We start from the raw sequence: 26,168 nt of genomic DNA on the forward strand, positions 1-26,168 counted from the left end.
GGTGGAAAAGGTTCAGCCGCGCAACGAATTTACCGACGGCGAGTTCCTTGCCTGCGCTATGGCTGCGGGGTTCGCAGGGGGAATCGGTGACGGAACGATCGGTTGAAACGGCCATCCCCATGCTAGACGACCGCGGCCGCGCAGGCCATCGCCAATGGACCGGCTTCGCACTGATGTGCCTGGGCATGTTCATGGCGATCCTGGACATCCAGATCGTCGCGACATCGCTGCCTGCGATCCAGGCGGCGCTGGGCATCGCCCCGGACCAGATGGTGTGGGTGCAGACGGCCTATCTCACCGCGGAGATCGTCGCGATCCCGCTCACCGGCTTTCTGACCGCGCGTCTCGGCATGCGCTGGCTGTTCGTGCTCGCGATCGGCCTCTTCACGCTTGCCTCGATCGGTTGCGCCGAGAGCGGCGGTTTCACCGAACTGGTGGCCTGGCGCATCCTGCAGGGCTTCGCCGGCGGCACGCTGATCCCGGCGGTTTTTGCCGCCGTGTTCCTGCTGTTCCCGCCGCGCGACCAGCCGCTGGCAACGACGATCGCCGGCGTGGCGGCAGTGCTGGCGCCGACCGTCGGGCCGATCGTCGGGGGGTGGATCACCCAATCCTTTTCCTGGCACTGGCTGTTCCGCGTGAATGTCCTGCCGGGCATCGTGGCGGGTCTGGGTGCCTTGTATTTCCTGCGCGGGGCCGCTGTGGGTCGCCGGGAAGGACGGCCGATCGATGTCGTGGCGCTCCTCTTCCTCGCCTCGGCGCTGGTCGCGCTGCAGATCGGTCTCAAGGATGCACCGACGCTCGGCTGGACGGCACCGCGCGTGCTGGGGTTGCTCGGCCTTGCCGCCGGAGCGGCGGTCGGGTTCGTCTGGCGGACCCTGGTGTCCGACGCGCCGATCGTCGAACTGCGCTGCTTTACCGATCGCAACTTCACGATCGGCTGCCTGCTCAGCTTCGTGCTCGGCTTCGGGCTGTTCGGCTCCACCTATCTGATGCCGTTCTTCCTCGGCCTCGTCCGCGAGCACGGGCCGCTGCGCATCGGCGAGATCATGCTGGTGACGGGCTGCACCCAGCTGCTGACCGCGCCGATCGCTGTCTATGCGGAGCGCCGGGTGGATCCGCGGCTGCTCACCGGCTTCGGGTTCGCGCTGTTCGCGGTCGGCCTGCTGCTCAGCACCCGGCAGACCGGGCAGACCGACCTTGCCGCGATGATCCTGCCCCAGATGGTCCGCGGCGCAGCGATCATGTTCTGCCTGCTGCCGCCGACCCGCATGGCGCTGGGCCGCCTGCCGGATCGGCTCGTGGCCGACGGCAGCGGGCTGTTCAACCTGATGCGCAACCTTGGCGGAGCGGTGGGCCTCGCGCTGATCGACACCACGATCTTCAGCCGCGCACGGACTGCCGGCACGCAGATCGCGGACCAGCTTCGCGCCGGCGACGTGGCCACCGCGGTGCGCATCGGGATTCCGCGCGACGCCTTTCTGGAGCAGCGGGGCCAGCCGCTCGACGATTTCGCCACCGAGATGGTGCGTCCGCTCGTCGAACGGGCGGCGCTGGTGCCCGCCGTCAACACCGCCTGGCTGCTATGCGGCGTTCTGACCCTCGCGGCGCTGGCGACGCTTTTCTGGGTCCGCCGAACGCCTGTCGCTGCCGATCCCAACGTACCGTCTCGAGGTTGAACGCGGGGCAAGCGTATCAGTCCTGCGGGGTCCCGGCTGCGCGACGGCCTCTGGCCTTGTGCGCCACGAACGCTAGCGCGCCCCGGACCTTGTGCTTGAGGCGGAAGCAATAGAAGTGCCGGATCCCGCGATGCGTGGTCACCGGCCTTCGCACGTCGCGCAGCAGGTTCAGGATGTCGACACCCACCGCGGCGACGATCCGCCGGTCGGTGAGGCAATGCTTGGCGTAGAGCGCGCCGTCGCCATAGCTGTATCCGGCCAGCAGGGCCGTTTCCTGCGCAAGGGTGCGCCGGCCGTGATGATGGTCGACCACGAACCGCGGATCATATCGCAGCGCGATTCCGTGACCCAGCGCGCGAAACAGGAAGTCGGTATCCTCCGCAGCGACGAACGGTGCGCCTGCCCCGAAGCGCTCGTCGAAGCCGCCGATCCGGTCCAGCACGCACCGCGTGAAGGCGAGGTTCGCGCCCATCACGAAGCCGCCGGGGAAGGTGGCGGGATCGGCCACCATCGGATGATCCTCCAGCTTGATCGTGACGGCCAGGTCCGCAGGGTTGCCGAGCAGGATCCGCCCGCCGACGATCGCCGGGGCATCGAGCTCGGCAAAGCAGCGGGAAAGCGCGTCGAAATAGCCGTCATGCAGTACGCAATCGTCATCGGTCATGGCGATGATCGCGCCGCGCACTGCGGCCAGTCCGCGGTTGCGTGCGCGCGCCAGGCCGGGGCGATGCTCGTGGAGCAGCAGGGTCGGAAAGGACTGTGCCGCGCACCAGGCGGCAACCAGCGACGGCGTCGTGTCCGACGAGCCGTTGTCGACGATCACGATCTCGATGGGGAGGCCGGGTCGGCATGCGACCGCGCGTTCGATCGATGCCAGCAAGCCAGGCAACGTATGGGCACGGTTCCGGGTGCACACCAGCAGACTGATCGAAACGGCGGGAGTCATGCGGCAGGCAGCGCCGCAGAGAATCCCTCTTGGCTGGCGACCTGCACCAGCGGCGACCGCGCGGTCCAGGCGCGGATATAGGCGCCCAGCTTGCCATAGCGGTTGTCGAACACACGGTGGGGGATGCCGAGCAGGGTCGCGAGGATATGGCCATGCAGGCGATCGGTCGCGATGCTGGTCCCGCGCGACAGCAGCCGGAGACCCCGCGCGACACGGGCGCGGGCCTGGGCCTCACGCGCCGCGATGCTCGTCCCCGTCGGCAGATCCGCATCCTCCTCCAGCCAATCGACGATCGTTGCGCCGGCAAGCGATGGTGCGAATGCCGCGCGGCGCTCGATATCGGTGCGCATCAGCGCCAGGATCGGCGTGTCGGCCTCGCCACGTTGCTGTGGACCCAGGGCAAAGGCGGAGTCCGGCGTCAGGTGGGTGCGGCAGTTGAAGTGGTCTGCGGCGATCGCGAGACTATCCAAATCGCGCACATGCAGGGTGAAATAGGGATGGCCGGCGACGATCGCCGCGAAGCGGGCGAGGCCGCGCTCGTCGGCGAAATGGATCGACTGCGGCAGCTGGACGACAGGCCGGTCGCGAACGGCGCGAAGCAGCGCCTCGCGGAACTGCTGGTGATGCGGCCAGAGGTCCCCGAGATTGCCGCCGCCGTGCAGGAACAAGGTTCCGTCCGGGCATGCCCGCAGGAATGCCGCCAACTCGAAGTCATGCCAGGTCGAGACATAGTCGGGCGGGCGACCCGTGATGGCGCGCAGCATGCGGCACTCGCCGAGCCAGATCGCACTATCCCCGACATTGGGGTGATCGGGGAAATCGACCAGGGCATAGGCGCTGCCCGGGCCGACATGCGCATGGTAGCGGCGTTGGAGCAGCGCCTGCTGGGCAGCGACGACATCGGTCATGCGGCGTGCAGTGCTGCGCTGTCCTGTACCGCGGCATAGAGATCCTCGCAGCGGGCAAGCCATCGATCCTGCGTGAACAGGCGGAGGACGCGCGCGCGCGCTACGGTCCTCGGAATGGCGTATGCGGTATCGATGGCGAGCGCGAGCCCCTCGACATCGCCGCAGGGTGCGAATGCGCCCGCTTCGCCGACAACCTCACGTGCGGCGCCCATGTCGAATGCCGCCACTGGCAGCCCGCACGCCATCGCCTCCACGGCGACAAGGCCGAACGGCTCGTCCCAGCATGGGGTGAAGACGAAGATCGAGGCGCGGCCGAGTTCGGCCGCCAGCGCGGCACCTTCGAGATGGCCGCCATACCGCACCCCCTCACCCAGCAGCGTTACGACCTCCGCCGTCCAATATTCCGGATCCTCGATCGCCCCGAACAGGGTCAGCGGGATGCCTGCACGGATCGCCGCCTGTGCCGCGAGATGGGGGCCCTTGTTGGGGGTGATCCGCCCGCACCAGACCGCAGTGCCATCGCCGCGGTCGGCGAAGGGCCACCGGGCAGGATCGATGCCGTTGTGGAGCACCGAGGCTTCAGGCGGCGCGCCCTGCGGCCACCAGGCGGCCAGCTGCCGCGCGGAGGTGACGGTCAGGCGGTGCCGCGGGGCGGGGCTCGCCGCGACGAACCAGTGCAGCGCGTCATAGGGCGGCACGTGCAGCGAGGTGACGGTAGGCGTGACGGCGGTGCGACGCGCCTCCAGCGGGAAGCGATGGAGGCTGTTGTTGTGCACCACATCGAATCCGCCGGCAGCGATGCGATCGCAGGCGTGGGCGTAGCCGGCATCGAGATGGGCGATCAGCGGGGCGGACCCGCGATGCTCGGCCCAGGGGAAGGTCCGCTCATAATGGTCGGCGAGCACCGGCTCGATCGTGAAACGCGGATCGCTGTCCCCCGATGCGAAGAGCACGACCTCGTGGCCGCGGGCCTGGAGCCCGGCGGCAAGGTACCAGCAGTGCGCTTCCATGCCGCCGGCGAACGGCTCGGCAATACGCTGGCGGACATGGGCGAGGATCGCAATCCTCATGCGGCGACGGCATCCGAAGGCTGCGCGGCGTTCGCCTCCAGATAGCGGATCACCTGGGCGGTGTTGGCATAGGGCTGGTGGCTCTGCTGCCCGGTGAGCGCCAGATCCGCCTCCCCCGGTCGACGGAGAATGCGGATCGGCCGGCCTGCGGTATCGTCGACCAGGCCCATCAGCCGGAAGGCATGCAGCCAGTGCCCCATCGTCCGATACCCCCATTTGCGCTCGAACAGCTCGGCGTTGCGCACGACGCTGTCGATATGGTGCACCGGCGGCATATGGTGCGGATGATATTGATGATAGGCGAGGCCTCCCTTGATCCACGCGATCGGGATGCCCGCCTGGTCCAGCGTCTTGCCGAAATCCGTGTCCTCACCGCCATAGCCGACATAGCGCTCGTCAAAGCCACCCGTCGCCAGGAAGGTCGCGCGACGCATGGCGAAGTTGAGCGACCAGAAGCACCGATAGTCGGCGCAGAGTTCCAGTCCCTGCGGCGGCGGCCCGCGGCGGTCCGAGTGGCGCTGGGCCACCGCTGCGAACCCTTCGTACGACCAGTCTCCGGCGGTGGCGCCGCCCGGCAGATACATGACCTCGCCCATCAGCAGCCCGTCAAATGCTGCGGCGAAGCGGGCATAGTCGGCAAGCAGATCGGGGGTGGGGATGCAATCGATGTCGAGAAACACCAGCGTCTCACCTTGTGCCGCCCGTGCGGCGGCGTTGCGGGCGGCGGCGAGCGGGAGCGCGTCGGCCGTGATGCGCATCTGGCGGATCGGGAAGGGTGCCTCGGGCAATTTGTACGGCTCGTCCTGCATGACCGCAACGATCAGCTCGACCGGCAGCAGGCTCTGGCGGGAAAGGCCGCGCACCACATTTGCGAGGTGTTCGGCACGGCCCTTGGCGAGGGTGACCACGGAAATCTGCGTCATAGCGTTGGGGTTTCCAGGCTGGAGGCGGAAGGAGCGGTGGAGGCGGGTGTCCAGAGCCGGTCGGCAAGGGCCTCCAGCCACAGGGCAGCCTTGTCGGCGGGCATGTCTTCGATCATCGCGCGCTGCCGGGCGGGGGCATGGTTTGCGCGCGCCTCGGTGATCGCGCCGGTCCAGTCCTGCGCGGAGGACGGCAGGTGCGGGCGAATGGTCGCCACGCCGGCGGCGCCAAGCGCATCTGCCTTGCGGTGCTGCTCGTCGAAATAGCGCCATTCGGGCACCGCCAGCCACGGACGTGCCGCAGCGAGTATCTGCTGGCACGTCGTATTGCCGGTGGAGGCGATCACCAGATCCGCGGCGGCGATATGGTCCGCCGCATTGTCGACCCAGCCGCGATGCTCGATATTTGCGGGTTCGGTGGCGTGCCAGTCACGCTGCACGGCGCCGATCGTGATCCAGCGCGCGGACGGGTAGGCGCGGGCGCCCACGCCGAGCGGCGCCTGGGCGAAGCCGCCGCCGCCGCCGCCCGAAAGCACGAGGATCATCTCCTCCTCTGCTCCGACGCCCACCCGCTGCCGTGCGACCTCACGCTCCGGCACGCGCGTATCCACGCCCAGGCCGCCCGCAAAGCAGGTGCGCGCCCGCATTGCCGTGCTCCACTCCGGTTGGGCGAGATCGGCATGGAAGGGGGCCAGCAGCCCCGCGGCGCCGTCATAGGCGGACTGGTGCCCGGGATCGGTGCGGTTGCCATGTTGCAGCACCTTCACGTGCGGGACCGAGCAGATGCGCGCCAGCTGGGCGATCTCGGCCGACACATCGCAAATCATCAAGGCGGGGTCTGCGGCATGAAACCAGCCGCTGATCGTCGCCATTGCCGCGCGGATTCCGGGCCAACCCAGCGGCGCGCAGTGCAAGGTCTGGGGCGTCGGGACCCAGTCCATCGATCCCTGTTCGTCACCGCCCGGCTCGAAGAGCGAGGGGATGCGCCGGATCTCGACATGGGCCGGCAGTGCGGGGAAAATGTCGTCGCGCGCGCAAAACAGCGTCAGCGGACGCTCCGCGGGGAGGGCATGGGCGATCGCGGCGCATCGCTCGGCATGGCCGCGGCCCTGGTGATGCACGAAATAGCCGAAGGGGCGGATCATGCCGCCACCGCGATCTGCGTCGCCAGAACGGCCAGCCCCAGTGCCGCCAGACCTTCCAGCACGCCGCGCGCATGGGGGGCGTTGACGCGGTGCAGGCCGTCTCGATCCGGCAGATCCGCCAGCTCATCGCTGGCATTGCCGACGACGATCGCATGGCCGCAGGCGGTGAGCATGTCGATATCGTTCCCGCTGTCGCCTGCTGCCACGACCTGCGCCAGCGACCATCCCGAGCGAGCAGCATAAGCGGCGATCGCACATGCCTTTCCGCCCTGCGGCGCGACGACATCGATCAGGTGGCCGTGCGAGAAGATCACCCGGGCGCGCACCTCTGCCGCGGCCAGTGCCCGGCGCATTGCCGCCGCATCATCGGCATCGCCGAAAAAGCTCAGCTTGTGGGGCCCTGCGGTCTCCGGCGGCTGCGCGGGAACACCCAGCGGTGCGAGCGTCCGCGCCACGGCTGCGCGGTCCCATCCCTCGTCTAGGCGCTGCGCGAAGCGGGGGCATTCCTGCCAGCGACCTTCGGCGTCCGCGATCATCAGCCGCGTACCGACATCGACAATGAAGGCGTCCGGCATGGGCAACGCCCACAGCGCCAGAATCTCCCGCGCCGCTTCGAAACCGCGCCCCGTGGCCACGACGAAGGGCACGTCCTGGGCATCGTGCCAGGCGGCGAAGGCCAAGGCACCGTCGACGCAGCCCGTCAGCGTATTGTCGATATCGCAGGCCAGAAGGCGCGGGGCGGCAAGATCGCGATAGACCCGCAGGGAGGAGGCGGCATAGCCGGCCCAGCGGTACCGCTCCACACCCGCGCGTCCGGCCACGGAAAGCGTCGCATGCTGCGCGGGATCGTTCAGCAGCGTTGCGATTGCCTCGCCGATCGCCACGGTATCGCGGGGATCGACGAGCACGCCGTGGCCGATATCGGCGATGATTTCCGCCGGCCCGCCATTTCGGGTGGCGACCACCGGCACGCCAGCGTCAGCCGCTTCGAGCAGTGTCAGGCCGAAGGGCTCGTGCAGCGCGGGATTGACGAACACGCCGCCGTCCGCGGCGCGCGCATAAAGCGCTGCGACATCGGCGCTGTCGTGACGAGGCGGCAGTGCGATGCGACCCGCAAGGGCCGGCTCTGCCGCCAGCGCGAGCAACTCGTCCAGCACCATCCGTTCTTCGCCCACTGCATGATCGTGCTGACCGGCGAGGATGATCAGATTGGCACGGCCCTGCAATTTCGGGGACGCGGCATAGGCCCGGAGCAAGGCGGCGAGATTCTTTTTCGCGACAGGCCGGGCGACGGCAAGGATGATCGGTCGCGACGGGTCATGCAACCAGACGCCCAGGCGATCGACCAGCGTTTCGCGGCCTTCCTCCACCGCATGGGCAGGAACACCCGGGGCGATGCAGTGTACGCGGTCTCCCAGCGCCACGTCATAGGCGCCGACTTGCCGCTTCTTCTCCTCCTGTGTCGACACGATCACAGCGCCCGCTGCGGCAAGCGCGTTGCGCTCGGCGGCGATGCGGGCTTCGAGACCATCGCACGCGATACCCTGGCGGCGCTTGTCGATTCCGAGGGCATGAGGCGTATAGACGAAGGGAATGCCGAAGCGGCGCTCGACTGCGATCGCGACGGCTGCGGCATCGGAGAAATGGGCGTGCAGCACGTCGGGCCTGCGGGGCAATCGTTCGAGATGCGCGCAGAAGGCATCGATGAACGCGGGGAGGTCCCCGGCCAGCGCTTCCTTTTCCAGATAGGATGCGCAGCGGGTGGCAATCCGTTCGATCACCAGCCGCGGGGCGACCACTTCGCGCGGTACCGCATAGCCGGTGCCGAGGCGCGCATCGACGAAAGCACGGGTCACGATCGAAACCTGCTCGACGCCCGGCTGGCGTGCCTGATGCCGCGCTGCTTCGAGAATATAGGCGATATGCCCACCGGTATCAGCGGTCAGCCCGTAGGCGACGGGCGGCGCTTTGAGACATCCGCCGAGTGCGATGTGCATGATGAACAAGGAACGCCCCTTTCGTTAGGGGAGTGGAACGCCACGTACTGGGCTTTGATCCTTGTTAATTTTTTCGAAGTTCGGTTTGTACCCGAAAGTACGTATCGGGAGGCATCGAATGGAAAAACTGGAGAATGTTCGGAAAGTCGATTTCACTTCGAGATATTATCGACGGATATACATTCTTCTTTGCGCACATATAGGATATGAGATCCTGAAATGAGCGCGGCGAATGACGCTGAATTTCGTGCCTGGCGCACGCATGGACGAACTTCGATTCTGCGCATCCCATCGGCACCGCGGTCGCATGCCGGGTGTAGCTCCAGCCGATCAGCGTATCTGGCACGATAGGGCACGCCGCGGACTTTCCACGACCCTTCCCTTCTCAAGGTCCTGTCGCTGCCTTCTCGGGAAGGTGGGTGCGGATTTGGCCTGCAGCGGACCCGTCGCAACCCGCCCCGCTGTCGAGCGGCAGGGAAGCGCGGCGCAAAGATGAGGCTAGTCTGCCAGACGCATTCCCGTGGCGAGCGGCAGGCTCTCCGCATCCTTTACCGTCTCCATGACAATCGAGGCGCAGACCAGGTTCATGTCGATGCGCGAGACCAGTGCCTTGTAGACGGTGTCATAGGCCTCGACCGACGGCAAAATGATCTTGAGCAGATAGTCGATACTGCCGGTGAGCCGGTACACTTCGACGATCTCCGGGATCTCGCACACTGCCGCCTTGAAGCGCTCGGTCCACTGGGCGCTGTGCACCGTGGCGCTGACGGTGACGAAGATCGTGGTCGTCAGCCCCAGCGCTTCCCGGTCCAGCACCGCGACGTTGCGCTGGATCACGCCGGCGTCGCGCAAGCTGGCGATGCGTCGCGAACAGGCCGAGGGGGACAGATGGACGCGCTCGCCGACCAGGGCCAGCGGGGTGTCGCTGTTACGTTGCAGGATGTCGAGGATGGCGCGGTCGCGGGACGTCAGCATCCGGGGGCTCCGTCGGTCGTGCATGGAGAGGAACGGTCGTTGCGGCGGGCGTCAGGCGGCGATGCCCCAGGCCTCGAGCAGTGCCGCCTCCGAAGGCTCGCGACCGCGAAAGGCAACGAAATTCTCCATCGCCGGACGCGATCCGCCAGGCGACAGCACTTCCTGCCGGAACCGCGCACCCAGCGCCCGTCGATCTGCCGCCGGCCCCTCGAACGCTGCATAGGCATCGCTGGAGAGCAGTTCGGCCCACAGATAGGAATAATAGCCCGCAGCATAGCCGCCGGCGAAGATGTGGCTGAACGCGTGTGCGAAGCGATGCCATTCTGGCGGGCGGACCAGCGCCACCTCTTCGCGGACGGCCTCCAGGATTGCCTGCGGATCGGGGGCGTTCGGCCCGCCCGCCGCGCGATGCAGGCGCAGATCGAACAGGGCGAATTCCACCTGGCGGAGCAGCAGTGGGGCGAGCTGGAAATGGCGCGCGCCCAGCATCCGCTCGATCAGCGCATCGGACAGTGGCGCACCGGTTTCGACATGCGCAGAGGCGGCCTTCAGCACGGCGGGCTCCCAGGCGAAATTCTCGAGGAACTGGCTGGGAAGCTCCACCGCATCCCATTCCACGCCCGCCACCCCCGCGACGCTCGGCACATCGACCGGGCTGAGCAGGTGATGCAGGACATGGCCCATCTCATGGAACAGCGTGACCATCTCGTCATGGGTGATGGTCGCTGCCGTGCCGGGAGCCGGGGGGGCGAAGTTGGTGACGAGATAGGCGATCGGCCAGATCGCACCGCCGTCCTGATAGGCACGGCAGGTGTTCATCCAGGCGCCGCCACGCTTGCCGTCGCGGGCGAACATGTCGGCGAACAGCGCGGCGATCGGATCGGCTCCCGCCGCTGCGCCCCGCCGGTGGATCTCGAAAGAACGGGCATCGGCGTGCCACAGGGCAGTGCCGGCTCCCTCGCGAACCTCCACGTCGAACAGCTCGCCCACCACCGCGAACAACGCGCCGAGTACCTTTGCGAGCGGCAGATGATCCCGGATCTCCGCGCTGTCGAGCGCATGGCGCGCCTGTCGCAGCCGTTCGGTGACGAAGGGGATGTCCCAGGGGGCAAGCGTCTCGATGCCGAGCTGCTCCGCGGCGAAGGCGCGCAGGTCGCCCAGATCGGCCTCGGCCTTGGGGCGGGCGAGCTGGGCGAGCCGCAACAGGAAGGATTCCACCGTCGTCGCATCGGGTGCCATCTTGGTTGCCAGCGATTGCGCCACCGGATCCTCGAACCCCAGCGCGAGCGCCTGGTCCGCGCGCAGGCGCAGGATCTCGCGCATCGTCGCGCTGTTGTCGAACTGGCCTGCATTGGGGCCCTGATCGGAGGCGCGCGTGCCAAAAGCTGCATAGAGCTGGCGGCGCAGATCGCGGTCCTCGGCATGCGACATGACCGCGAGATAGGAGGGCGCGTGCAGCGTGACGAGCCACCCCGTCAGGCCCGCCTGCTCGGCGGCGGCGGCCATGCCGGCACGGCTCGCCTCGGGAATGCCGCGCAGCATTTCGGCATCGGTGACGTGCAGCGTCCAGGCCTGGGTCGCGTCGAGTACGGCATTGGAGAAGGCGGTGGACAGGCGGCTGAGCGCCATCCAGTTCGTCGAGAAGCGGGCGGCGGCTTCACCTTCGAGCGCCACGCCGGAGAGCTCGAACTGCTGTAGCGCCAGGGTCAGCGCGCGGCGGTTTTCCGGCGAGAGCGCGTCGGTCGGGATCTGTGCCATCGCGGCATGGAGCGCCTTGTCCTGGCCGATCGCGGCAAGATGCGCATCGATGATCGCCTGGGCCTCGGCATGCGCCGCCCGCAGCGCCGGAGAGCTGGTGACGCTCAGCAGATGGCCGACGATGCCCCAGCTCTGGTTCAGCGCGAGATCGGCGGCTTCCTTGCGGGCCAGCAGGGCCGGATCGCCGGGCATGGCGCGACACGCTTCCATCGCCTGCGCATGGTCGTCCACCGCGATCCGGATGCCTTCCACGACGTGCTCCGCACCGATGGCGTCGAACGCCGGAAGGCTGGCGCTGTCGCGCCCGAAACGGACCAGGGGATTGACGTGGGGCATGGGGCTCTTCCTGTTGTCGAGGTGCGATAGTTGGTGCCGCTGAGCGGGAGGCGCAACCGGAATTCTGTCTTGCTCAAATCTGTGCAAACGAAATGCGCGTCGCGTCAAGCGAGCCCAAAACTTTGCACCCGTAACGATGGCGGATCCTGCTATTGCTCCCCGCGCATAGAGGTTGCGAGGTGAAGGGTTCGTGCACGGGCGGGTTTCAAACGAAGGTGGGGCGCTCGGACGGAGCGGGGATCGCTGGACCGACTGGGCGATCGGCCGGATCGAGGCGGATTATACGCGCTCCGCCGATACCCATCTGATCCCGCTGTCGCTGCCGGCGCTGCCCGGCGTGGCCATCTACCTCAAGGATGAGAGCAGCCATCCGACCGGCAGCCTCAAGCACCGCCTGGCGCGGTCGCTGTTCCTGCACGCGCTTTGCAACGGCTGGATCACCGAGCAAACCACCGTCGTGGAGGCTTCGTCTGGGTCCACCGCGGTGTCGGAGGCCTATTTCGCCCGGATGCTGGGTCTGCCGTTCATCGCGGTCGTGCCGCAGAGTACCGCGGCGGAGAAGATCGCGGCGATCGAGGCGCTGGGCGGCCTGTGCCACCGCGTCGGCGACCCTTGCGCCGTATATGGCGAGGCAGAGCGGCTCGCGGCCGAGCGCGGCGGTCATTACATGGACCAGTTCACCTTCGCCGAACGGGCGACCGACTGGCGGGGAAACAACAACATCGCCGAAAGCATCTTCGCCCAGATGACCCGCGAACCGTCGCCGGTCCCGAGCTGGATCGTGTGCGGTGCCGGCACCGGCGGAACGTCCGCGACGCTGGGGCGGTTCGTGCGGTACCATCGCCACCCCACCCGGATCTGCGTGGCGGACCCGGCGGCCTCGATATTCCACCGCCACTGGCGCGATCGCGCGATGCGCGCCAATGGCGGCGTGTGCAGCCTGATCGAGGGCATCGGCCGGCCCCGCGTGGAGCCCTCGTTCGTCCCCACCGTGATCGATCGCATGGAAGTCGTCGAGGATGCCGCCTCGATCGCGGCAGCCCGCGTTCTTTCGCAGCATCTCGGCCGGCGGGTCGGTGGATCGACGGGCACCAACCTGGTCGCCTGCGCGCGTCTGGCGAGCGAAATGGCAGCGGCCGGCGTGGACGGATCGATCGTCACCCTGTTGTGCGATTCCGGCGACCGGTATGCATCGACCTATTTCAACGACGCGTGGATCGCGGCGCGTGGCCTGGCGGTGGCGGAGGAGGAAGCACGGATGCGGCAGTTCCTTGCCACCGGGGCGTACCGATAACCGGCCGGCGCCGCGATCCCACCGATCCTTCTGCCCTGGGCCAGCCGCTCAGACGGGCGCCTCGGGCCAGTAGAGCCGCATCGGATTGGCGACGAGCAGCTTGTGCTGCAGCTCGGCCGTAGGCGCGATGCGCGGGATCATGTCGACCAGCGCACCATCATCGGGAATCGCATCCTGCATGTTCGGATGCGGCCAGTCGGTTCCCCACAGCACGCGATCCGGATAGTCGGCGACGAGCGGCGCGACCGCGGCCGCGAAATCCTCCCAGGGCGGACCCTTGCCATCGAGCCGGTCTGGACAGGTGACCTTCGTCCAGATGTCCGGGCGGCTGTCGAGCAGCCCGCGGAACGCCTGCATGTCGGGCCCGTGCGGACCCTGCGCCACGTCCGGCCGGCCCATATGGTCGATCACCAGCAGGGTGGGGATCGCATCGAGGAAGGGGCGGAGTTCGGCAAGGATGTCGGCCTCGAAATACACCACCACATGCCAGCCGAGCGACTGGACGCGGCGGGCGACCTCCAGGAACTTGTCCTTGGGAGCATCGTCCACGAGACGCTTGAGGAAGTTGAAGCGCACGCCGCGGATGCCGCCTTCGTGCAGCGCTTCGAGCTCGGCATCCCGGATCGCGGGGTCGACGACCGCCACGCCGCGTGCCTTGCCGTTCGACTGGGCGATGGCGTGCAGCGTCGCGGCATTGTCGGTACCGTGGCAACTCGCCTGGACGATCACGTTGCGCGAGAATCCGAGCCGATCGCGCAGGGCGAAGAGCATGTCGGGCCCGGCATCCTCGGGCAGATACTTGGCCTTGGCGCTGAACGGAAACGCGGCCATCGGCCCGAAGACGTGGCAATGGGCATCCACCGCACCGGGGGGCGGCGTGAAGCGCGGCACGCTCGGATCGGCGTGCCAGCTGGTGATGCGGCTCATGCGAATACTTCTCCGTCCATCAGCTTGCGCGCGGTGCGCAGCATCGCCGCGCTGGTGACCGTGCCCGCTTCGTCCAGCTCCATCACGCAGGTCGTCTCGCCGGTCGGATGCTCGACCGAGAGCGTCTTGCGCTGCCCTTCGGGCACCACCGCGACCTCCGCGGCGGGCGAGCCCGGGAGCAAGCAGGCAGTGGCGACGCTCACTGCCCCCAGCACGCCGATCGAGGCATGCGCGCGGTGGGGGATGAAGCTGCGCACCGTCACCGCGCCGCCGTTTCGCGGCGGGGCGACGAGCATCATCTTCGGCACCGATTTTTCGCGCACATCGCCCAGATTCATCCGTTCGCCGACCGCCAGCCGGATCGTCTCGATCCGGGCCTTGAGCGCGGAATCGCGGTCGAGCGTCTCGCGATCCTCATAGCCGGTGACGCCGACATCCGCCGCCTTCAGGACCACGCACGGCATGCCATTGTCGATCAGCGTGACGGCCACGCCCTCCACCACGTCCACCGCGTTGCCGGTGGGGAGCAGCGCGCCGCAGGAAGAGCCGGCGGTGTCGCGGAATTCGAGCGGGATGGCGGCAGACGTGCCCGGCACGCCGTCGATCCGGGCATCGCCGGCATAGGTGACGCGGGCGTCGGGCGTCTGCACCGTGGCGACCGCACGCTGGCCGGTATTGACCAGATAGACGCGGACCGGGGTCTCGCCATGCCGTGCCGCGACCAGGCCCCGCTCGATCGCGAAGGGGCCGACGCCGGCAAGGATGTTCCCGCAATTCTGCGCGTCGGACACGATCGCCTGATCGACGAACACCTGGAGGAACAGATAGTCGACGTCCGCGCCGTCGCGGGTCGACTTGCTGACCACGGCCACCTTGCTCGTCAGCGGATCGGCCCCGCCCATGCCGTCGATCTGACGGGGATCGGGCGAACCCATGATCCGCAGCAGGAAGGCGTCGCGCGCTTCGGTGTCGGCAGGCAGGTCCTCGGCGAGGAAGAACGCGCCCTTCGAGGTACCGCCGCGCATCCACATCACCCGGGCGGCGACTGGCTCAGACATATTTCAGCCCCATCTCGGCGAGACGCGGGCGCATGTTGTAGATGTCGAGCCCGAGTTCGCCGGCGGCCAGCCGCTGGCGCTTCGCCTCCTCCAGCGCTTCGCGGGCCTTGGCCTTTTCGAGCACGGCGGCGGCTTGCGCGCGGGGGACGACGCATACGCCGTCATCATCCGCCACGATCACGTCGCCCGCGTTGACCAGTGCGTTCGCGCACACGACGGGTATGTTGACCGAGCCGAGTGTGCCCTTGATCGTACCCTGCGCATGCACCGCCTTGGACCACACGGGAAAGCCCATCGCGGTCAGATCGCGCACGTCGCGCACCCCGGCATCGATGATCAGCCCCCGGCAGCCGCGCGCCTGGGCGGAGGTGGCGAGCAGGTCGCCGAAATAGCCGTCGGTGCAGGGGCTGGTCGGGGCCAGCACGAGGATGTCGCCATCGCGCAGCTGCTCGATCGCGACATGCACCATCCAGTTGTCGCCCGGCGGCGCGGAGATCGTCACCGCGCTGCCGGCAATCCGCGCACCCGCGTAGATCGGGCGCAGGTGCGGCGCCAGCAGCCCGGTACGGCCTTGTGCCTCATGGACGGTCGCGACCCCGGCATGCGCGAGACCATCGATCACCCCGGGATCGGCACGTTCGATATTCTGGACGACGATGCCCGACATGGCAGCTCCTTCTGATTTGCCGGTGGAGGTGCGCGCCTCCGCCGAATGCATCCAATCGAAAGGATGGCGGGGCCATTAGATTTTGCTAATTGTACCGGGTGCAGGTCGACCAGCTCAATATCCGCCACCTTGCCGCTATGGCCGCCGCCGTGCGGCTCGGGAGCGTCAGCAAGGCGGCGGAAGCGGTGCACCTCACCCAGCCGGCGGCCACGCAGGGGATCGCCAAGCTGGAAGCGCAGCTCGGCCTTGCCCTGTTCGAGCGGCGGGCGACGGGCATGGCGCCGACCGCCGCAGCGTTGCGACTGGTGCCACGCGTCGAGGTGGCGCTGCGCCTGATCGGCAGCAACCGGGTGACGGCCGCGCAGCTGCGTGCGTTCGTGGCGCTCGCGCAGCAAGGCAGCTATCCCGCAGCGGCGCAAGCCGCGGGGGTGACGGTTTCGTCGCTTCACCGTGCGGTCGGCGATCTCAGGCTGGCGCTGGGACAGCGGCTGGTCGATCGGCGCGGGCGCGGGCTGGTTCTGACCCATCACGGCGTCCAGGTCGCGCGGCGGCTGCGCCTCGCGCTGGCAGAGCTGCGTGCGGGCGTCGAGGATCTCGGCGAGCTGCTCGGACGGGCGTCGGGGCGCATCTCGATCGGCGCGATGCCGCTGTGCCGCGCACGGTTGTTGCCCCACGCGATCAACGCGTTCCGGCGCGACCATGCTGGCATCGACCTGTTGATCCACGAAGGGGCGCATGGCGAACTGGTGGGGCCGCTGCGCGACGGCGAGATCGACCTGATGATCGGCGCCGTCCGCGATCCGGCGACGCTGGGGGCAGACCTTGTCCAGACACGCCTGTTCGACGACCGGCCGACGATCATCGGCCGCGCGGGACACCCGCTGGCCGACGAGTCGGACCGGCTGGCGGCGCTGCACCGATATGGCTGGATCGTTCCGCCCGAAGGCACGCCGCTGCGCACGCTGTGGCGCAACCTGTTCGCCGCGATCGGTGGACCGCTGCCGCCGGTGCCGATCGAATGCGGTTCGGTGATGACGATCCGCGAACTGCTGCAGGCGGGGGACGAGCTCACGCTGCTTTCGGTCGATCAGCTTTCGGTGGAGCTGGCCAGCGGCATGCTGGTCGATCTGGGGCCGGCCCCGGGTGCGGTGACCCGCACGATCGGCGTGACCCACCGCGCCGACTGGCGGCCGACCCGTGCCCAGGCAGCGTTCCTGGCGACGGTCCATGCCTCGGCCGAGACCCTCTATACGTAAAAACTTATAACGGGCCGGCGGATTCGATTGGTCGTCGCTGCCTCGCTCGGCCATGCCGCCGCCATGACCGACACGATCGCCCTGATCGGCTTTGGAGAGGCTGGATCCACCTTCGCCCGCGCCGGCGGTTGGGAAGGGGCGCGCGTCTTCGATCGCAAGACGGACACCGGCGACGCCGCAGCGATGCGCGAGCGTTATGCCGAAGCCGGGGTCGAGGGCGCCGCGACGCTGGCCGAGGCACTGGCGGGCCGGCCGTTCGTCCTGTCGCTCGTCACCGCCGACCAAGCGCTGGCCGCGGCCGAGGCCGCCGCGCCGCACCTCGCTCCGCATGCGCTGTACTGCGACGGCAACAGCGTCGCCCCGCAGACCAAGCAGTCGGCCGCGCGTGCCGTGGAAGCAGCGGGCGCACACTATGTCGACCTCGCCATTCTCGCGCCGGTCGATCCCGCACGCCTCGCCGTGCCGCTGCTGCTGAGCGGCGCGCAGGCGGAAGCGGCGGCGGCGGCGCTCGCCGTCCTCGGCTTCCAGAACATCAGCGTGGCCGGCGATGCTGTCGGACGTGCCTCGTCGATCAAGATGATCCGTTCGGTGATGGTAAAGGGCATCGAGGCGTTGACCGCCGAATGCATGCTGGCGGCCGAGGCGGCGGGGGTGCGCGAGGCGGTGCTCGCTTCGCTCGACGCCAGCGAGCGCCCGCGCCCCTGGGAAGCGCGCGCCGATTACAATCTCGACCGCATGATGATCCACGGGCTGCGTCGCGCCGCCGAGATGGAGGAAGTCGTCAAGACACTGGAGGCGCTGGGGACCGGCGCCGCCATGACCCGCGGCACCGTCGCGCGTCAGCGTGCGATCGGCATGCTGGCGCTCGGTGCACCGCCCGAAGGGCTGGGCGCCAAGCTCGCCGCGATCGAGGAGAGGACGAAAATCCAATGACGATGATCATCGACTGTCACGGCCATTATACCGTGCTGCCCAAGGCGCATGACGCCTGGCGCGAGGCGCAGAAGGCCGCGTTCAAGGCCGGCACCTGCCCGCCGCCCTATCCCGAGATCAGCGACGACGAGATCCGCGAGACGATCGAGGCCAACCAGCTGCGCCTGATCAGGGAGCGCGGTGCCGATCTCACCATCTTCTCGCCCCGCGCCTCGGCGATGGCGCCCCATGTCGGCGACGAGAAGGTCGCGCGGGAATGGGCGCGTCGCTGCAACGACCTGATCGGGCGCGTTGTCAATCTGTTTCCCGAAACCTTTGCCGGCGTGTGCATGCTCCCGCAAAGCCCCAAGGCCGATATGCAGGGCTCGATCGAGGAACTCGAGCGCTGCGTCACCGAGCTCGGCTTCATCGGCTGCAACCTCAACCCCGATCCGGGCGGTGGCCATTTTACCCATCCGCCGCTGACCGACCGCTATTGGTACCCCTTCTACGAGAAGATGGTCGAGCTTGACGTGCCGGCGATGATCCACGTCTCCGGTAGCTGCAACCAGGCGATGCACGCGACCGGCGGCTATTATATCGCCGCCGACACGATCGCCTTCATGCAACTGCTCGAAGGCGATCTGTTCAAGGACTTCCCGACGCTGCGCTTCATCATCCCGCATGGCGGCGGCGCGGTGCCCTATCATTGGGGGCGCTACCGGGGTCTCGCGGACATGCTGAAGAAGCCGTCGCTGGACACGCATCTGATGCAGAACATCTTCTTCGATACCTGCGTCTATCACCAGCCGGGTATCAATCTGCTGGCCGACGTGATCGACAAGAAGAACATCCTGTTCGGGTCGGAGATGGTGGGCGCGGTGCGCGGCATCGATCCCACCACCGGCCAGTATTTCGATGATACCAAGCGCTATGTCGACGCGCTTAACCTGCCCGAGGCGGAACGCCACGCCATTTTCGAGGGCAATGCCCGCCGGGTCTTTCCGCTGCTGGACGCCAAGCTGAAGGCGCGCGGTCTGTGAGCGGCGCGCGCGACATCCACGCCTATCTGGCGGAGTTCGAGGATATCCCCGGCACGCGCGTCTACACCGCGGCGCGGGCCCGGCAGGGATATTGGATGAACCAGTTCGCGATGAGCCTGATGAAAGCGCAAAATCGCGAGCGCTTCAAGGCGGACGAGCGCGCCTATCTCGAAGCATGGCCGCTCAGTGACGCGCAGAAGCAGGCGCTGCTCGACCGCGATTACAATCGCTGCCTCGATCTGGGCGGCAATATCTATTTCCTCGCCAAGCTCTTCTCCACCGATGGCCTCAGCTTCCTGCAGGCGGTCGGCACGATGACCGGGATGAGCCCGCAGGACTATCAGGCGATGATGGTCGCCGGCGGACGTTCCCCACAGGGCGTGCGCTCGATCCGGGAGAAGCGCTGATGGCACGGATTACCGCCGGTGTGGCGACCAGTCACATCCCCGCCGTGGGTGCGGCGCTGGATCTCGGCAAGACCGCCGAGCCTTACTGGCAGCCGGTTTTCGCCGGCTATGACTGGTCAAGGCAGTGGATTGCGGGCGAAAAGCCCGACGTCGTGATCCTGGTCTATAACGACCATGCCTCGGCGTTCGACATGCGGATCATCCCTACCTTCGCGATCGGCTGTGCCGAGCGCTACGGCATCTGCGACGAAGGCTGGGGACCGCGCCCGGTACCCGACGTGATCGGCCATCCCGATCTCGCCTGGCACATCGCGCAGAGCTGCATCCTCGACGAGTTCGACCTGACCATCGTCAACGAGATGCAGGTCGATCATGGCCTCACCGTGCCGATGAGCCTGATGTTCGGCCAGCCCGAGACCTGGCCGGTGAAGGTGGTGCCGCTCGCGGTCAACGTCGTCACCTATCCGCCGCCCTCTGGCAATCGCTGCTGGCTGCTCGGCGAGGCGATCGCGCGGGCGGTGGAAAGCTATCCCGAGGATCTCAACGTGCAGGTCTGGGGCACGGGCGGCATGAGCCACCAGCTCCAGGGCCCGCGCGCCGGGCTGATCAACGCCGAATGGGACAATCGCTTCCTCGATCTGATGAGCGGCCCGCACGGCAACGACCTCCGCGCCATTCCGCATATCGAATATCTGCGCGAGACCGGCTCGGAAGGCATCGAGATGGTGATGTGGCTGATCATGCGGGGCGCGCTGGGCCGCGACGTGCGGGCGCTGCATCGCCATTACCACGTCCCCGCTTCCAACACCGCGGTCGGGCATCTCGTGCTCGAACCCGTCCGCTGATCCAGAACTCACAGGAGACACCCATGCGTATTGCCCTGGCCGGCGCCGGCGCGTTCGGCGAAAAGCATCTCGACGGCCTGCAGAAGATCGACGGGGTGGAGATCACCTCGATCATCAGCCGCACCGCCGAGCAAGCCGCCGCGGTTGCCGAGAAATACGGCGCCAGGCACCATTCGACCGAGCTAGAAGATGCGCTCGCCCGCGACGATGTCGACGCGGTGATCCTGTGCACCCCCACCCAGATGCACGCCGAACAGGCGATCGCCTGCATGAACGCGGGCAAGCACGTCCAGGTCGAGATCCCGCTGGCGGACAGCTGGGCAGACTCGCAGGCGGTGCTGGCCAAGCAGCAGGAAACCGGGCTGGTCTGCATGGTCGGGCACACGCGCCGCTTCAACCCCAGCCACCAATGGGTCCACAACCGCATAACCGCGGGCGAGATCGCCGTGCAGCAGATGGACGTGCAGACCTATTTCTTCCGCCGCAAGAACATCAACGCCAAGGGCCAGCCGCGCAGCTGGACCGACCATCTCCTGTGGCACCATGCCGCGCACACGGTCGACCTGTTCGCCTATCAGGCGGGCAAGATCGTACAGGCGCATGCGGTGCAGGGGCCTATCCATCCCGAGCTCGGCATCGCCATGGACATGTCGATCCAGCTCAAGAGCGAGAGTGGCGCGATCTGCACCCTGTCGCTCAGCTTCAACAATGACGGGCCGCTGGGCACCTTCTTCCGCTACATCTGCGACAACGGCACCTATATCGCCCGCTACGACGATCTGGTGAACGGCAAGGAAGAACCGATCGACGTCAGCCAGGTGGATGTGTCGATGAACGGCATCGAGCTGCAGGACCGCGAGTTCGTCGCGGCGATCCGCGAGGGTCGCGAGCCGAACAGCTCGGTAGGCAAGGTGTTCGATTGCTACCGCGTGCTCGGCGAGCTGGAAGCACAGCTGGCGGGCTGAGCCGTGATCGCCGCGCGCTCCCGAAAGGTGCGCGGCGACATGCCGACATGTCGCGCGAAGAAGCGCGAAAAATAGGCGGGATCCTCGAAACCCACGGCATCGGCGATCTCGCCGACCGACAGGTTCGAATAAAGCAGCAGCCGGCGCGCCTCGAGCAGGGCCCGGGCATCGAGCATCGCCGCGGGGCTGCTATCCGCTACCCGCGTGCAGGCGAGCCGCAAGGCGGTGACGCTTACCCCCAGCGCGCGGGCATGCACCCCCACCGGCTCGCGCACGCGGAAGCGCTCCTCGATCCGCGCCCGCAGCCGCGCGACGATCTCCGCCTCGCGCCGGTTGCCCGATCCGGCCGCAGCCGAAGGGCGGGCGTGGCGCAGGCTGCGGACCAGGATGGCGAGCAGCGCCGCCTCGACCGCTGCCCGCTGGCCAGGCGCGGACCAGTTGAGCTCGCGCTGCATCTCGGCGAGCATCGCGGCGACGGCCTTGGCGTCGTGCGCGGCGAGCGACAGCACCCGAGAGGTGCGGAACAGCGTTTCCAGCGTCGCGTCGCGGGTGGCGAGCTGCGCGAAATAACTGTCGGCGATCGTGCACACCCAGCCGCTCGAGTCGCGATGCCAGGTGAAACCGTGGACGATCCCCGCCGGCACCAGCAGCAGCGCGGGCGCGTCGAACGCCACCGTCTCGGCTTCCGCCGTCATCGATCCACCGCCCTCCGAGATCAGGATTACATGGTTCAGATCACGATGCAGATGCGGGCGGATCGTCCATTCGCTGGGGCGCGAGCGATCATCGAGGCTCTCGACATGGACGAACCCCTCGGCGACGCCGCGCTGCGGTTCGCCATAGAGATAAAAGGCGGGGACGGGGCTGCGCTCGCGCATGGCACAGCATTGCATGCATGGTCGAATCGTCCAAGTAAATGGTTGACCTCTCCCTCACACCCCAGCCGCAGGTTGCGCGAGCTTCGATCCAACGAACGAACATGGAGAGGTGCGCGTGCGAACCCAGGTTGCAATCATCGGCGCAGGCCCGGCCGGTCTGCTGCTCGGCCATCTGCTGCGAGCGGAAGGAATTGACGTCGTGGTCGTCGAGCGCGCGACCCCCGACTATGTCCTCGGCCGCATCCGAGCCGGCGTTCTGGAGCGCACCTCCACCATGCTGATGGAGCGGGTGGGCATCGCCGAGCGGATGCACAGCGAGGGCCTGCCACATGACGGCTTCGCTCTGGCGGACGGGGACAGGCTGATCCGCATTCCGGTAACCGAGCTGACCGGGCATCATGTACTGGTCTATGGCCAGACCGAACTCACCCGCGACCTGATGGACGCGGCGCCCGAACGCGGGCTGCAGGTCATCTATGCTGCCGGGGAGGTGGCCCTGCACGATGTCGAGAGCGACGCGCCGTACGTCACCTACACTAAGGACGGTCGTGCGGAACGGATCGATGCCGGCTTTATCTGCGGCTGCGATGGGTTTCACGGCCCCTCGCGGAAGGCGATCCCCGCCAGCATCGGCACCGCGTTCGAGAAAATCTATCCGTTCGGCTGGCTGGGCACTCTTGCGGACGTGCCGCCCTGCCATCACGAGCTGATCTACGCCAACCACGATCGCGGCTTCGCGCTCGCTTCGATGCGCTCGGCGACGCGCAGCCGCTACTATATCCAAGTGCCGCTCGACGAGAAGGTCGAGGATTGGCCGGACGACCGGCTGTGGGACGAACTGGCGGTGCGGCTGGGGCCGGAGGCGGCGGCGAACCTTACCCGCGGTCCAGCGATCGAGAAGTCGATCGCGCCGCTGCGCTCCTTCGTGTTCGAGCCGATGCGCCACGGACGGCTGCTGCTCGCCGGCGACAGCGCGCATATCGTGCCGCCCACCGGCGCCAAGGGGCTCAATCTCGCCGCTTCGGACGTGCATTATCTTTCCGAAGCGCTCGTCCGGCACTTCAAGGCCGGCGATCACGACGCGATCGGCGGCTATTCGCAAAAGGCCCTCGCCAGGGTCTGGAAATCCGAGCGCTTCTCGTGGCAACTGACCCGGCTGATGCATCGTTTCCCGGAGAATGATGCGTTCGATCGCCGGATGCAGCTGGCCGATCTGGACTATATCGCCACGTCGCGTGCGGCCCAGACGACTATCGCCGAAAACTATGTAGGATTGCCGCTCTGACCATGCCGATGCTTCCCACCCGCAAGATTGGCCCGTTAACCGTTTCGGCGATCGGGCTGGGCTGCATGAATCTCAGCCACGCCTATCTGCCGCGCCCCGATGCGGGCGAAGCGGAGCGGCTGCTGCTGCACGCGCTGGATGCCGGCGTGACCTTTCTCGATACCGCGGCGCTCTACGGCTTCGGCGCGAACGAGGAGTTGCTTGGGCGGACTGTGATGCATCGCCGCGCCGAGTTCATCTTGGCCAGCAAGTGCGTGCTTGGCGGATCGGACGGCAAGCGTGGGATCGACGGCAGCCCGGAGGCGATCACCCGCACGCTGGAGGAGTCGCTGCGCCGGCTGAACGTCGAGCAGATCGACCTGTATTACATGCACCGGCTCGACCCCAGGGTGCCGGTGGAGGAGTCGGTCGGCGCCCTGGCCCGCGCGGTGGAGGCTGGCAAGATCGGTGCGATCGGCCTGTCCGAAATGTCGGCGGCAACGCTGCGGCGCGCGCATGCCGTCCACCCGATCGCGGCGATGCAGACCGAATATTCGCCCTGGACGCGCAACCCCGAAATCGCGGTGCTCGATGCCTGCGCCGAGCTGGGCGTGGGCTTCGTCGCCTTCTCGCCGGTTGCGCGCGGACTGCTGGCGGGCGGGATCGGGGCGGACGGCGTTCCGCAGGGCGACCTGCGCGGTGCCATGCCCCGGTTCCAGGGCGACAACCTGGCGCACAATCTGGAGATGGCGACCCGCTTCGGCGCCATCGCGGAGGCGGCCGGCTGCACCATGGCGCAGCTCTGCATGGCCTGGGTGCTGTCCCGGCGCGACTTCATCGTGCCGATCCCGGGTACGACGCGGATCGATCATCTCGACGATCTGCTCGGCACCTTCGCGCGGCCGGTTCCGGCGGAGACACTGGCGGCGGTCGACGCACTGTTTCCGCCCAATGCGGCCGCCGGCCCCCGCTACGCCGCCGAGGCGCAGTCCCAGGTCGATACCGAAGTCTGGGCGGACGAGCAGCTGGCCTGAGCGTCAGCCGGCCAGCATCCGGAACGCCCGACGATTGGCGATCGCCACCGCCGCATGGCCGCGCATGAGCTGTTCGGCCCGGTCGGCATCGCCGCTGCGGATCGCCTCGAAGACGGCGCGGTGTTCGCGGTGCGCGCGGAGCAGATGGTGGTATTCGCCGTCGAGATCGTCCCAGTCCAGCGCCAGCGCGGCCGCGGAGGCAAAGGGCAGATGGTTGTTGCGGCCCAGCGCCAGCGCGATCGACGGGTTGTCGCTGGCAGCGATCAGCTGGTCGTGAAAGGCAAGGTTGTAGCGGTAAAAGCGATCGAGGTCGCCATCGGCCAGATGGCCCTTTGCGAACAGCGCGTCGCCGTCGACCAAGGTCGCTTCGAGGCGCGCATCCTCTGCAACCGACAAGCGGCGCTCGGCGACCCGGCGTGCGGCAAGGCCTTCCAGTACCCCGCGCACCTCGATCGCGCCAGTGATCGCGGCGGCGTTCACCGCGCGCGGGGTATAGCCGCGCGCGCCGAGCTTCACCACCAGACCCTCATGCTCCAGCGCGCGGAGCGCGGTTCGCACCGGCATGCGCGACACGCCCAGCGCCTCGGCCGTTGGGATCTCGGCGATACGGTCGCCGGGCTTGATCGTGCCGTCGGCGATCATGCGGCGGAGCGCGACCAGCACCTGCTGGCCCGGCTTGGCAGGCTTTTCCATCGCGTCGGCTTAAAGCACCCCGCGCGCGATGGGCCAAGGGGCTGGTTTCAGGCGGCTTCTGCCTCCGACGGGCGTTCTGCTGTGATCGCCCGGTCGATCATCAGCCGCGAGCGCACACCGCCGGCGTCGATGTTGAGCTTCATCAGCCGGCGTTCGGGATAGCGCAGCAGATTGGCCTGCTGCCGCTCGAGCATTTCGAGATCCTCGCCGAAGATCGTACCCTGGCCCGCGCGGATCGTGTCGGTCAGCGCGGCATCGCCGATGGCGAAGCGCCGGGCCATGCCCCAGAAATAATGGTGCGAGGTCTCCGTCTCGGGCGTGATGAAGTCGACCACGATGCTGGAGGCCTTCCAGCGGTCCTCGGCGTGATAGCCGCCCTTGCCGGCAAGGGCCACGCCCACTTCGATCAGCACATGACTGGGCAGGGTGAAACGACAGATTTGCCAGCGATCGACCGGCTCGTCGTCGGGCAGCCCGGCGCCGCGTAGCGCCATCTTCCAGAAGGGCGGCGCCTCGATCCCGTCCATGAAGCGCCGGGTGACGACCTGCCCGTCCTCGATCAGCGTCTCGACCGGCGCCTCGTCGATCTCCTTCTGGCCGATGCTGGTGCTGTGGACATAGGTCTCGTGGGTTAGGTCCATCAGATTGTCGACCATCAGCCGATAGTCGCAAGCAATATGGTAATAGCCGCCGCCATACGCCCATTCGGGGCTCTCGGCCCAGTGCAGCGGGTGGAGCCTGGCCGGATCGGCGGCTTCCGCGTCGCCCGGCCACACCCAGATGAACCCATAGCGCTCGATCACTGCGAAGCGACGGACGCCGGCGAACTTTTCCACCCGTTGCCCGGGCATCGACGTCGCCCGCCCAGCACAGCCCATTGTCAGGCCGTGATAGCCGCACACCAGCTCGCCCTCGCGGACGAAGCCAAGCGACAGCGGGGCGCCGCGATGCGGGCAGAAATCCTCCAGCGCCACGACCGCGCCGGCGGCATTGCGGAAGAACACCATGGGCTCGCCGCAGATCGTGCGGCCGAGCGGCTTTTCCCCGAGTTCGGCGGCAGTCGCCGCAACATACCAGGCGTGTCGGGGCCAGGGGCGTGCTGCATCCAGCGCCGTGTCGATCTGCCGTTCCATTCGCGCCTCATCCTCAGATTCTCATTATTGGATCCAATAGAGGTCGAAAATGCGAACACGT

The 26,168-nt window shown here is 67.7% G+C and carries 24 protein-coding genes; 10 read left to right on the forward strand and 14 right to left on the reverse strand.

The annotated features are described in order from the left end of the window. Window positions 1-119: 119 nt before the first annotated feature. A complete protein-coding gene (locus OIM94_RS18625; RefSeq protein ID WP_264610089.1) occupies window positions 120-1,676 on the forward strand; it encodes a DHA2 family efflux MFS transporter permease subunit in 1,557 nt (518 codons plus the stop codon). A 16-nt stretch (window positions 1,677-1,692) separates the two neighbouring features. On the opposite strand, the gene OIM94_RS18630 is transcribed toward OIM94_RS18625, so the two are convergent. The 8 genes from OIM94_RS18630 to OIM94_RS18665 all read right to left on the reverse strand — a co-directional run bounded on the left by OIM94_RS18630 (window position 1,693) and on the right by OIM94_RS18665 (window position 11,731). Further along, on the reverse strand, window positions 1,693-2,556 hold the full coding sequence (locus OIM94_RS18630) for a glycosyltransferase family 2 protein (protein ID WP_264610090.1): 864 nt from the start codon (window positions 2,554-2,556) through the stop codon (window positions 1,693-1,695). Window positions 2,557-2,618: 62 nt separating this feature from the next. After that, window positions 2,619-3,530 (reverse strand): polysaccharide pyruvyl transferase family protein, encoded by a 912-nt coding sequence (locus tag OIM94_RS18635; protein ID WP_264610091.1) that lies wholly within the window; start codon window positions 3,528-3,530, stop codon window positions 2,619-2,621. Beyond that, entirely contained in the window at window positions 3,527-4,600 is a 1,074-nt protein-coding gene (locus tag OIM94_RS18640; RefSeq protein ID WP_264610092.1) for a glycosyltransferase, read from the reverse strand. Before OIM94_RS18640 ends, OIM94_RS18635 begins: the two co-directional genes overlap by 4 nt. Next, on the reverse strand, window positions 4,597-5,523 hold the full coding sequence (locus OIM94_RS18645) for a galactosyltransferase-related protein (protein WP_264610093.1): 927 nt from the start codon (window positions 5,521-5,523) through the stop codon (window positions 4,597-4,599). Before OIM94_RS18645 ends, OIM94_RS18640 begins: the two co-directional genes overlap by 4 nt. Then, the gene (locus OIM94_RS18650; RefSeq protein ID WP_264610094.1) at window positions 5,520-6,665 is read right to left on the reverse strand and encodes a glycosyltransferase; all 1,146 of its coding nucleotides are present in this window, start codon (window positions 6,663-6,665) and stop codon (window positions 5,520-5,522) included. The genes OIM94_RS18645 and OIM94_RS18650 overlap by 4 nt, the downstream gene beginning before the upstream one ends. Beyond that, window positions 6,662-8,662 carry an HAD family hydrolase gene (locus tag OIM94_RS18655; RefSeq protein WP_264610095.1) on the reverse strand — a complete coding sequence of 667 codons (2,001 nt, stop codon included), beginning with the start codon at window positions 8,660-8,662 and terminating at the stop codon, window positions 6,662-6,664. Before OIM94_RS18655 ends, OIM94_RS18650 begins: the two co-directional genes overlap by 4 nt. A gap of 498 nt (window positions 8,663-9,160) precedes the next feature. Then, window positions 9,161-9,637 (reverse strand): Lrp/AsnC family transcriptional regulator, encoded by a 477-nt coding sequence (locus OIM94_RS18660; protein ID WP_264610096.1) that lies wholly within the window; start codon window positions 9,635-9,637, stop codon window positions 9,161-9,163. A 51-nt stretch (window positions 9,638-9,688) separates the two neighbouring features. Continuing rightward, window positions 9,689-11,731: a M3 family metallopeptidase gene (locus OIM94_RS18665; RefSeq protein WP_264610097.1), complete on the reverse strand. Its 2,043-nt coding sequence runs from the start codon at window positions 11,729-11,731 to the stop codon at window positions 9,689-9,691. A gap of 190 nt (window positions 11,732-11,921) precedes the next feature. Here OIM94_RS18665 and OIM94_RS18670 point away from each other — a divergent pair, with 190 nt between their 5' ends. After that, window positions 11,922-13,025 (forward strand): PLP-dependent cysteine synthase family protein, encoded by a 1,104-nt coding sequence (locus OIM94_RS18670; protein ID WP_413716415.1) that lies wholly within the window; start codon window positions 11,922-11,924, stop codon window positions 13,023-13,025. Window positions 13,026-13,073: 48 nt separating this feature from the next. Here the strand turns inward: OIM94_RS18670 and OIM94_RS18675 are convergent, their stop codons facing one another. From OIM94_RS18675 to ligK, 3 genes are read right to left on the reverse strand one after another with little or no spacing between them, the layout of a single operon-like run. Next, entirely contained in the window at window positions 13,074-13,952 is an 879-nt protein-coding gene (locus tag OIM94_RS18675; protein ID WP_264610098.1) for an amidohydrolase family protein, read from the reverse strand. Next, the gene (locus OIM94_RS18680) at window positions 13,949-15,010 is read right to left on the reverse strand and encodes a 4-oxalomesaconate tautomerase (protein WP_264610099.1); all 1,062 of its coding nucleotides are present in this window, start codon (window positions 15,008-15,010) and stop codon (window positions 13,949-13,951) included. The genes OIM94_RS18675 and OIM94_RS18680 overlap by 4 nt, the downstream gene beginning before the upstream one ends. Continuing rightward, window positions 15,003-15,677: a 4-carboxy-4-hydroxy-2-oxoadipate aldolase/oxaloacetate decarboxylase gene (gene ligK, locus OIM94_RS18685; protein ID WP_264610100.1), complete on the reverse strand. Its 675-nt coding sequence runs from the start codon at window positions 15,675-15,677 to the stop codon at window positions 15,003-15,005. Before ligK ends, OIM94_RS18680 begins: the two co-directional genes overlap by 8 nt. A 98-nt stretch (window positions 15,678-15,775) precedes the next feature. On the opposite strand from ligK, the gene OIM94_RS18690 reads away from it, so the two are divergent. The 6 genes from OIM94_RS18690 to OIM94_RS18715 all read left to right on the forward strand — a co-directional run bounded on the left by OIM94_RS18690 (window position 15,776) and on the right by OIM94_RS18715 (window position 21,105). Further along, window positions 15,776-16,933, forward strand: coding sequence for a LysR substrate-binding domain-containing protein (locus OIM94_RS18690; protein WP_264610101.1), 1,158 nt, complete (start codon window positions 15,776-15,778; stop codon window positions 16,931-16,933). Between the two features lie 63 nt (window positions 16,934-16,996). Then, the gene (locus OIM94_RS18695) at window positions 16,997-17,866 is read left to right on the forward strand and encodes a DUF1932 domain-containing protein (protein ID WP_264610102.1); all 870 of its coding nucleotides are present in this window, start codon (window positions 16,997-16,999) and stop codon (window positions 17,864-17,866) included. Continuing rightward, the gene (locus OIM94_RS18700) at window positions 17,863-18,888 is read left to right on the forward strand and encodes an amidohydrolase family protein (RefSeq protein WP_264610103.1); all 1,026 of its coding nucleotides are present in this window, start codon (window positions 17,863-17,865) and stop codon (window positions 18,886-18,888) included. Before OIM94_RS18695 ends, OIM94_RS18700 begins: the two co-directional genes overlap by 4 nt. Then, complete coding sequence (gene ligA / locus OIM94_RS18705) at window positions 18,885-19,295, forward strand: protocatechuate 4,5-dioxygenase subunit alpha (RefSeq protein ID WP_264610104.1); 411 nt, start codon at window positions 18,885-18,887, stop codon at window positions 19,293-19,295. Before OIM94_RS18700 ends, ligA begins: the two co-directional genes overlap by 4 nt. After that, window positions 19,295-20,140 (forward strand): class III extradiol dioxygenase subunit beta, encoded by an 846-nt coding sequence (locus OIM94_RS18710; RefSeq protein WP_264610105.1) that lies wholly within the window; start codon window positions 19,295-19,297, stop codon window positions 20,138-20,140. Before ligA ends, OIM94_RS18710 begins: the two co-directional genes overlap by 1 nt. A 23-nt stretch (window positions 20,141-20,163) precedes the next feature. Continuing rightward, window positions 20,164-21,105, forward strand: a complete 942-nt coding sequence (locus OIM94_RS18715; protein ID WP_264610106.1) for a Gfo/Idh/MocA family oxidoreductase — start codon at window positions 20,164-20,166, stop codon at window positions 21,103-21,105. On the opposite strand, the gene OIM94_RS18720 is transcribed toward OIM94_RS18715, so the two are convergent. Continuing rightward, window positions 21,063-21,983, reverse strand: coding sequence for a helix-turn-helix domain-containing protein (locus tag OIM94_RS18720; protein WP_264610107.1), 921 nt, complete (start codon window positions 21,981-21,983; stop codon window positions 21,063-21,065). The two genes, OIM94_RS18715 and OIM94_RS18720, sit on opposite strands and share 43 nt — an antisense overlap. Window positions 21,984-22,098: 115 nt before the next feature. Here OIM94_RS18720 and pobA point away from each other — a divergent pair, with 115 nt between their 5' ends. Both pobA and OIM94_RS18730 read left to right on the forward strand, forming a co-directional pair. Continuing rightward, window positions 22,099-23,268, forward strand: coding sequence for a 4-hydroxybenzoate 3-monooxygenase (gene pobA / locus OIM94_RS18725; protein WP_264610108.1), 1,170 nt, complete (start codon window positions 22,099-22,101; stop codon window positions 23,266-23,268). A 2-nt stretch (window positions 23,269-23,270) separates the two neighbouring features. Further along, on the forward strand, window positions 23,271-24,281 hold the full coding sequence (locus tag OIM94_RS18730; protein ID WP_264610109.1) for an aldo/keto reductase: 1,011 nt from the start codon (window positions 23,271-23,273) through the stop codon (window positions 24,279-24,281). A gap of 3 nt (window positions 24,282-24,284) precedes the next feature. On the opposite strand, the gene OIM94_RS18735 is transcribed toward OIM94_RS18730, so the two are convergent. Both OIM94_RS18735 and OIM94_RS18740 read right to left on the reverse strand, forming a co-directional pair. Next, on the reverse strand, window positions 24,285-24,974 hold the full coding sequence (locus OIM94_RS18735) for a GntR family transcriptional regulator (protein ID WP_264610110.1): 690 nt from the start codon (window positions 24,972-24,974) through the stop codon (window positions 24,285-24,287). 47 nt (window positions 24,975-25,021) lie between these two features. After that, a complete protein-coding gene (locus OIM94_RS18740; RefSeq protein WP_264610111.1) occupies window positions 25,022-26,107 on the reverse strand; it encodes an aromatic ring-hydroxylating oxygenase subunit alpha in 1,086 nt (361 codons plus the stop codon). Between the last annotated feature and the right edge of the window lie 61 nt (window positions 26,108-26,168).

Origin of the sequence: Sphingomonas sp. R1, assembly GCF_025960285.1 — a bacterium.
Lineage (GTDB): Bacteria > Pseudomonadota > Alphaproteobacteria > Sphingomonadales > Sphingomonadaceae > Sphingomonas.

Bases quoted from the DNA above. Each gene is read 5' to 3' on its own strand.
- OIM94_RS18625 (WP_264610089.1), top strand. From the start codon at position 120: ATGCTAGACGACCGCGGCCGCGCAGGCCATCGCCAATGGACCGGCTTC.
- OIM94_RS18640 (WP_264610092.1), bottom strand. From the start codon at position 4,600: ATGAGGATTGCGATCCTCGCCCATGTCCGCCAGCGTATTGCCGAGCCG.
- OIM94_RS18675 (WP_264610098.1), bottom strand. From the start codon at position 13,952: ATGAGCCGCATCACCAGCTGGCACGCCGATCCGAGCGTGCCGCGCTTC.
- OIM94_RS18680 (WP_264610099.1), bottom strand. From the start codon at position 15,010: ATGTCTGAGCCAGTCGCCGCCCGGGTGATGTGGATGCGCGGCGGTACC.
- OIM94_RS18720 (WP_264610107.1), bottom strand. From the start codon at position 21,983: ATGCGCGAGCGCAGCCCCGTCCCCGCCTTTTATCTCTATGGCGAACCG.
- OIM94_RS18735 (WP_264610110.1), bottom strand. From the start codon at position 24,974: ATGGAAAAGCCTGCCAAGCCGGGCCAGCAGGTGCTGGTCGCGCTCCGC.
- OIM94_RS18655 (WP_264610095.1), bottom strand. From the start codon at position 8,662: ATGCACATCGCACTCGGCGGATGTCTCAAAGCGCCGCCCGTCGCCTAC.
- OIM94_RS18650 (WP_264610094.1), bottom strand. From the start codon at position 6,665: ATGATCCGCCCCTTCGGCTATTTCGTGCATCACCAGGGCCGCGGCCAT.
- ligK (WP_264610100.1), bottom strand. From the start codon at position 15,677: ATGTCGGGCATCGTCGTCCAGAATATCGAACGTGCCGATCCCGGGGTG.
- OIM94_RS18700 (WP_264610103.1), top strand. From the start codon at position 17,863: ATGACGATGATCATCGACTGTCACGGCCATTATACCGTGCTGCCCAAG.
- OIM94_RS18665 (WP_264610097.1), bottom strand. From the start codon at position 11,731: ATGCCCCACGTCAATCCCCTGGTCCGTTTCGGGCGCGACAGCGCCAGC.
- OIM94_RS18730 (WP_264610109.1), top strand. From the start codon at position 23,271: ATGCCGATGCTTCCCACCCGCAAGATTGGCCCGTTAACCGTTTCGGCG.
- OIM94_RS18635 (WP_264610091.1), bottom strand. From the start codon at position 3,530: ATGACCGATGTCGTCGCTGCCCAGCAGGCGCTGCTCCAACGCCGCTAC.
- OIM94_RS18660 (WP_264610096.1), bottom strand. From the start codon at position 9,637: ATGCTGACGTCCCGCGACCGCGCCATCCTCGACATCCTGCAACGTAAC.
- OIM94_RS18740 (WP_264610111.1), bottom strand. From the start codon at position 26,107: ATGGAACGGCAGATCGACACGGCGCTGGATGCAGCACGCCCCTGGCCC.
- OIM94_RS18695 (WP_264610102.1), top strand. From the start codon at position 16,997: ATGACCGACACGATCGCCCTGATCGGCTTTGGAGAGGCTGGATCCACC.
- OIM94_RS18645 (WP_264610093.1), bottom strand. From the start codon at position 5,523: ATGACGCAGATTTCCGTGGTCACCCTCGCCAAGGGCCGTGCCGAACAC.
- OIM94_RS18715 (WP_264610106.1), top strand. From the start codon at position 20,164: ATGCGTATTGCCCTGGCCGGCGCCGGCGCGTTCGGCGAAAAGCATCTC.
- OIM94_RS18710 (WP_264610105.1), top strand. From the start codon at position 19,295: ATGGCACGGATTACCGCCGGTGTGGCGACCAGTCACATCCCCGCCGTG.